Origin of the sequence: Komagataeibacter xylinus, from assembly GCF_009834365.1 — a bacterium.
GTDB classification, from domain to species: Bacteria; Pseudomonadota; Alphaproteobacteria; order Acetobacterales; family Acetobacteraceae; genus Komagataeibacter; species Komagataeibacter xylinus_D.
The window spans coordinates 227,480-233,861 of sequence record NZ_CP041349.1; the positions used below are offsets into that span (position 1 = coordinate 227,480).

6 protein-coding genes and 2 pseudogenes are annotated in these 6,382 nt (G+C 57.3%); 6 read left to right on the top strand and 2 right to left on the bottom strand.

Annotated elements, in window-relative coordinates; all coding sequences use genetic code 11:
• Positions 1-41 precede the first annotated feature (41 nt).
• Positions 42-1,061: a zinc-binding alcohol dehydrogenase family protein gene (locus tag FMA36_RS17935; protein WP_159264125.1), complete on the bottom strand. Its 1,020-nt coding sequence runs from the start codon at positions 1,059-1,061 to the stop codon at positions 42-44.
• A 100-nt stretch (positions 1,062-1,161) separates the two neighbouring features.
• Here FMA36_RS17935 and FMA36_RS17940 point away from each other — a divergent pair.
• Positions 1,162-1,574, top strand: a pseudogene (locus tag FMA36_RS17940) (winged helix-turn-helix transcriptional regulator).
• A 154-nt stretch (positions 1,575-1,728) separates the two neighbouring features.
• Positions 1,729-2,334, top strand: coding sequence for a nuclease-related domain-containing protein (locus FMA36_RS17945; protein ID WP_240906607.1), 606 nt, complete (start codon positions 1,729-1,731; stop codon positions 2,332-2,334).
• Here FMA36_RS17945 and FMA36_RS17950 read toward each other — a convergent pair.
• On the bottom strand, positions 2,328-2,762 hold the full coding sequence (locus tag FMA36_RS17950; RefSeq protein ID WP_159264127.1) for a hypothetical protein: 435 nt from the start codon (positions 2,760-2,762) through the stop codon (positions 2,328-2,330). The two genes, FMA36_RS17945 and FMA36_RS17950, sit on opposite strands and share 7 nt — an antisense overlap.
• A gap of 434 nt (positions 2,763-3,196) precedes the next feature.
• Between FMA36_RS17950 and FMA36_RS17955 the strand changes: the two genes are divergently transcribed.
• From FMA36_RS17955 to FMA36_RS17970, 4 genes and pseudogenes are all read left to right on the top strand, one after another.
• Positions 3,197-4,090: an IS5-like element IS1031A family transposase gene (locus tag FMA36_RS17955; RefSeq protein ID WP_159264129.1), complete on the top strand. Its 894-nt coding sequence runs from the start codon at positions 3,197-3,199 to the stop codon at positions 4,088-4,090.
• Positions 4,087-4,596 (top strand): hypothetical protein, encoded by a 510-nt coding sequence (locus tag FMA36_RS19620; protein ID WP_159264131.1) that lies wholly within the window; start codon positions 4,087-4,089, stop codon positions 4,594-4,596. The genes FMA36_RS17955 and FMA36_RS19620 overlap by 4 nt, the downstream gene beginning before the upstream one ends.
• A gap of 48 nt (positions 4,597-4,644) precedes the next feature.
• Entirely contained in the window at positions 4,645-5,358 is a 714-nt protein-coding gene (locus FMA36_RS17965) for a helix-turn-helix transcriptional regulator (protein ID WP_159264133.1), read from the top strand.
• Positions 5,359-5,501: 143 nt separating this feature from the next.
• Positions 5,502-6,047: pseudogene (locus FMA36_RS17970) on the top strand (sulfotransferase); the annotation flags it as partial.
• Positions 6,048-6,382 lie beyond the last annotated feature (335 nt).

Genomic DNA, 6,382 nt, shown 5'->3' on the forward strand with positions numbered 1-6,382 from the left:
CGACGAGCGCTTTTGCGGATTCAGTCATGGTCTTCTCCATTTCAGCCCGAAAAACCTTCGAGCACGATCTTGCCCTTTGCCTGACCGCTCTCGATCAGGGCATGGGCCTGCCGCAGGTTCGCCGCCGTGATCAGGCCGAGGTTCCTTCCAAGCGTGGTGCGGATACGCCCGTCATCCACGAGGCGTGAGACGTCGTTGAGAATCTCGCCCTGCCTGCCCATGTCGGCTGTGCCGAACAGCGGACGGGTGAACATCAGCTCCCAGTGCAGCGACAGGCTTTTTTTCTTCAGCGGCAGGGCGTCGAGCGCGGCCGGGTCATCAATCAGGCCGAAATGCCCCTGGGGCGCGATCAGCGCGACAATCTCTGGCATATGCCGATCCGTCTGCGTCGTGGAAAAGACGAAGCCGGGCGCACCGGTCGGAAGGGCCGCGACCTGCGCGGCAAGAGGCCTGCTGTGGTCCACCACATGATGTGCCCCGAGGGATGTCACCCAGTCGCGCGTTTCTGGCCGGGAGGCGGTGGCGATGACCGTGACATCGGTCAGGACCCGGGCCAGCTGGATGGCGATGGAGCTGACCCCGCCCGCACCCCCGATAATCAGCACGGCCGGCTTCACGCCAGGGATTGACCGACGGATATCCAGGCGATCGAACAGCATCTCCCAGGCGGTGATCGCTGTCAGCGGCAGGGCCGCGGCTTCAGCCCAGTTCAGGGAACGGGGCTTACGGCCGACAATCCGCTCGTCGACCAGGTGGAATTCGGCATCGGTTCCCGGGCGATCGAGCGCGCCTGCGTAGAAAACCTCATCCCCGATGGCAAAATCCGTGACGTCAGGCCCGGTGCCGACAACGATCCCGGCGGCGTCCCAACCCAGAACCCGCCATCGACCCGCATCCGGCGTGGCGCTGCGGCGGACTTTTGTATCGACCGGATTGACCGAAACAGCCCTGATTTCCACCAGGAGATCCCGCTCTGAAGGGACCGGCTTCGGCAGATCGATGTCCTGAAGGGATGCGGGATTGTCGATCGGGAGAGGCGTCTGGTAACCGACGGCGCGCATGATGTCTGCTCCTGTGTTGATGAAGGAGAACAGTGAGCATTATGCTGGGTTCGGACAAGAACGCACTTTTAACGCCCATAGTATCGGAAATGATACCGTCATGGCCCGTATCCGGCATAAATCACTTGATTGCAGTCCCGGCTGTGCCGTTGAAGCGACGCTTCAGCTGATCGACGGGAAATGGAAAGGGGTGATCCTCTACCACCTGCTTGAGGGAACCCTGCGCTTTAACGAAATCCGCAGGCGCCTGCCCAATATCACCCAGCGCATGCTGACGGCGCAGCTTCGCGAACTGGAACAGGACGGGTTTGTCCTGCGGACGGTCTACGCCGAGGTGCCCCGAAGGTGGAATACAGCCTGACGCTGCGGGGACGGACCCTGGAGCCGGTCATCATGGCCCTCAAGAAATGGGGGGACGAGAATACCGGGTTCAGGCGGGATCCTGAATCCCCTGCGGAGCTGGACGAGCCTGCCGCCGATTGTCCGGTCTCCTGCGTTCAGGCTGGCGGTTGAGCAGGCACTGTTGGTGATCCGCATCCACGTTGCGGACATGCACCCGGACTCTCACCCGGAACATACGCGGTTCCCGGTATTTCCTGCCCCAGTCGCATGACAGACATATATACGGCACACGCTATCGGGCCATGGAACCACAGGGGGAGACTGCGTGGTAAGACTTCGACGTCATCGCGTGAAGCCTCCCGGCAGCTGCCGCCTGACGGCCCATGAGGCGCAGGTCTGGCGGTCCTTTCGCGCCGCCATCCAGGGCGAGAAAGGAGAGAGCGCCGTAGCCCACGTACTCGACCGGAGCGGCCTGGCCGTGCTGCACAACGCCATACTGCCGACAGGTGACGGCAGGACCACCCAGATTGACCACCTGTTCCTCAGCCCGCGGGGCATCCATGTCGTGGAGACAAAGCGGCATGGCGGCGAACTGACCGGACACCCGGAAGATGAACGGTGGCGACAGCGTTTTGCTGGCGAGGCGCCCGACGCCCCGCCCCGGCTGATTTACAGCCCGGTGATGCAGAATGCCGCCCATTGCCGGGCCGTCTACGCGCTGGCCCGCCTCGTGGACCCGACCATCCAGGTCTTCAGCCACGTCGTGATGACGGGAACTGCGGTCCTGTCACCGGCGCTTGTCGCCTGCACCCTTTCCCTTTCCGAGTTGGAAACCCTGCTGCACGATCTTGAGCGCAACGTGCCGCAGGGCACACTGATTAACGCATGGCGGCGCATCGGGCTGGTCTGCCATGCCAGCGGGCATCAGTAAGCGGCCTCCCTGTCGAGAAAATCGAGCAGTTCCGCGATTTCCCCGGTTGAAAGCATGCGTCCGCGACAGGCCTCGCTATCGCGGGGAAAATCGAGCGGCTCACCACCATGGTCACGGTTGCCGGCACTGATCCAGAGCACCCGCTCCGGCTCCTCGGGATCATAATCGAGGCGAACCCCGAGGCCATCGCCAAGGTCGATGAAATCGGAGAGCAGGTCGTCCTCACACCGAAGCGGAAGCGTGCCGATTTCCACACCGACCCATCTGTCGGGAAATCTGGCCCGGAGAAGGTCGGTGAGCTGGCGCGTATGCGGCCTGAGATCCGTCGGATCCCGGACGGGCGGCGGTGGCTCCAGGGGCTGCAGGAAACCCGCCTCGTCATCATCCCAGTCATCGGGCTCAATCGGCGGCACCGGCTTTTTCGCCATAAAGCAGACGTCCTTCGACCAAAAGAAAAGCAATTTACGACCACAGCGTCGGACGGAACAGCCTGTTTGGGTTGTACACATATACGCATCATCGTCTCAGGGGACATGATTGTTGCTAGACGAGCACCAGAGGTTTTCCGAGCATGTTTATACAGGCTACCCTAAGTAGGGTAAGATAACTTCTTTGTCACGAACAATAAAAACATATAAACAACGAGATGATATTACATTATAGTTCGTGAGCCATCCAAGTGTAATATTGGGATATTTTACTAAGAAGACTTCTGGCGCACAATAAGGTCACTTTTCTGCTTGTGTAGAAATATACCGAAATATATATTGATGGAACCAAATCGCATTAGAGCCTGATCCGAAAGTTTTTGAACAATACCAGCCTGTTGTGATTCATCCGTCTTTACGAAGAGATGGAGTGAATGGTGACATGGACTGGTATTGCCCGACGTGAACATAGCCGGGAAGGACTGCGATATCCATCGGATATGATGGACGGGGAATGGGCTTTGATCATGCCATTTGTGCCCCCTGCGAAACGGGGCGGTCGCCCTCGCACGACGGATATGCGCGAGGTGGTCAATGCGATGCTCTACATAGCCTCGGCCGGGTGCGCGTGGCGCCTGCTGCCGAAATGCTTTCCGCCGGTCTCGACTGTCAGGCGCTATTTCTACGCCTGGCGTGATACCGGGCTGTTCGAGGTCATGAATACGGTGCTGGTCATGAGCCTGCGCGAGATCGAGGGGCGTGAAGCCTCCCCGAGCGCGGGCGTGATTGACAGCCAGTCGGTGAAAACTACGGAAAGCGGCGGGCTTTCGGGCTATGACGCGGGCAAGAAGGTCAAGGGCCGCAAGCGCCATATCGTGACTGATACCTGCGGCTTCCTGATCTTTCTCCTCGTTCATGCCGCCGATATCCAGGATCGTGATGGGGCCGTTGATGTCCTGGCGGCAATACGCAGGCGCTTTCCCTGGCTGCGCCACATCTTCGCTGATGGCGGCTATGCTGGCGAGAAATTGCGATCCGCGCTCGCCTCCATGGGAAAATGGACGGTCGAAATCATCAGGCGGTCCGATACGGTGAAAGGCTTTCAGATCCTGCCGCGCCGCTGGGTGGTTGAACGGACATTCGCCTGGCTGGGACGGTGCAGGCGGCTCGCCAAAGATTGGGAACAATCCATTGCGTCCTCAACCGCATGGACATTGATCGCCTCGATCCGCATGCTCACACGACGGACAGCAAGGCATTTACACGCTATATGTGTCGTACGCACAACAGACCGCAAACATATCCCGGTTGTCGTTGGGGAAACATGATGCTTTTCGAAGGATACCATACTGTGATGCGAATGCGACCAGTGTTATTTCTTCGGACATACGCTCCACTGACCTTGCAGCTCTGCCTGTTCGGTATTCCATGGAAGGCATCTGCCACGCCAGCCAAGGCACCAGGGGTCGCTTATTTTACTCCCCAGAACGCTTCGTCATCTTCACCGCATTCGATTCCGCTTTCCAATCCGTCCGCAACACCGAACTCGCGCACCTTACAGGAAAGTTTTTATCAAAGCGCTCCCGCTCCTCGCTCGCTTACGACGTCGCCCGGCCTCAAGAATTTGGATCATGTTGGTCCTTTTGCAATCGAACATAGCCAGAGCAGCCCTATTCCGCTGGAGCAGGGGACAACGATCACCGCAGCTTATCCCGTAAAAGGCGTACAGGGCATGGACCTCGTCGTAAACGCATTTGGTGGCCATCGACAGACCAATACAGGTAGCAACGTAGGCTCCGCCGCCGTAACCGCTGGCGTGCGTTTCAAATGGTAGTGCCGGCACGTGATGTGATGACTGTATATAGGCGTCGTTGACCGGACAATGATCTATCTTTTCGAAAACGTCATCGATCTGGCTGCTGCAATGCGGCAGGCATCCGAAATAGATGAACTGAACCGGTCTTTTCGGACACTCGTGGCCCGACTTGGGCCGTTTGCTCATGCTGCGGGGACAGTCCACAAGACCAGGCTTGGTGAGCGCTACCTGATCGACACGACCTATCCTGAACAATGGCTGGAACACTACGTCCGGAATAATTACCAGAAGATTGATCCCGTCATAGATCCCGTCAGCCACGGCCTGACGCCCTATGACTGGAAGCAGGTCTATATCCGGAATGCAGACCAGCGAAAAATAATGAATGAATTCAGGGATATTGGTTTTCAGACTGGGCACGCCATCCCGTTTTACTTAACCCCGAGCATACTACTTCTGGTGAGTGTGGCTTCCCCTGAAAAAGAGATCGACTTCCGAACGCAAGCACTGCTTCAACTGATTGTTGGTCAATATCACACGCGTTATTGTCAACTCGCCAAACTGCTGGCTCATGATGACCGCCCGCTTGTGACAGAGCGAGAGCAAGAATGTCTCCTTTGGGTTGCTCAGGGCAAGGACACAACCGAGATCGGTTCCATTCTTTCGATAAGCGACAATACCGTCAAGCATCATCTAAAGAACCTGATGCAGAAACTTGGGTGCCACAATCGTGTGCAGGCTGTCGTACGCGCCATTCAACTTGGCCTGATACATCCATGATGTGTATGGACAACTCAACTGAAACATATTGTAACATATCGACTACCCGGATGGGTAGTAGGCCATATTTATCAAGATTCTAGAATGCGGAGATCGCGAACTTTGTGGTCTTTGTGTTCATGCTTTCACCGCTCGTCCACTTCATGTCCGGTCTGCCACGCTCAGGTTCGACCCTGCTAGCCGCAATCCTACGCCAGAATCCGGTTGTAGCCGAAGCGGGGTATATTTCTCCCGTTGCACCAATGATCGTTAAACTCACCTCAGTCATGGTCGAGGGAGAATACCAGACCGAATTTGACACCAAAACCCGCGATCGTGTCCTGCAGGGCGTGCTGCTGAACTATTACGGCAAGCTGTCAGCGCCCGAAGGTCAACAACCGATGATCATTGATAACAGCCGCATCTGGTGCACCCGTCTCGGACTGGCAAACGCACTCTTTCCCGGTTCCAAAGTCATCTGCTGCGTAAGGGACCCGGTCTGGATTATTGATTCTTTCGAGCGCCTCATTCAGAAAAATCCGCTGCTGGGATCAAAAATCGTGCCCATCGAACGCCGGGGCAATCTTTACAGCCGCATAGACTACATCCTTGCGGCAGACGGTCCGTTCGGCTTCTGCTGGCGAGCCTTCAACGAAGCCTATCATGGTGATATGGCGCATAATCTTATTATCGTCGATTATGACCGTCTGGTGAACGATCCAGCCGGGACGATGGCCATCCTCACCGATGCACTCCAGCTTCCTGCATGGAGCTACGATTTTGAACGCGTACAGTTCGAAGAACCTGTTGCATTCGACCAGAACCTGAATTCGCCCGGTCAGCATATCGTGCGTGAGCGGTTGGGGCTATACCCCGGAGACTGTCTATTCCTCCCGAAATTGCTTCCCGGTTGGCAGGTGGTACTTTCTGGCGTGATCCCCGCAAAAATCCGGGTGGAGCTACGATCATTGCCTGAGTCCTCCCCGCCTGGGATCGTGGCGACAATCGGCCCTGTTTCTGCAAATCATGAAATGCTGCTGGCCCT

Bases quoted from the DNA above. Each gene is read 5' to 3' on its own strand.
- FMA36_RS17935 (WP_159264125.1), bottom strand. From the start codon at position 1,061: ATGCGCGCCGTCGGTTACCAGACGCCTCTCCCGATCGACAATCCCGCA.
- FMA36_RS17950 (WP_159264127.1), bottom strand. From the start codon at position 2,762: ATGGCGAAAAAGCCGGTGCCGCCGATTGAGCCCGATGACTGGGATGAT.
- FMA36_RS17955 (WP_159264129.1), top strand. From the start codon at position 3,197: ATGGTGACATGGACTGGTATTGCCCGACGTGAACATAGCCGGGAAGGA.
- FMA36_RS19620 (WP_159264131.1), top strand. From the start codon at position 4,087: ATGATGCTTTTCGAAGGATACCATACTGTGATGCGAATGCGACCAGTG.
- FMA36_RS17965 (WP_159264133.1), top strand. From the start codon at position 4,645: ATGATCTATCTTTTCGAAAACGTCATCGATCTGGCTGCTGCAATGCGG.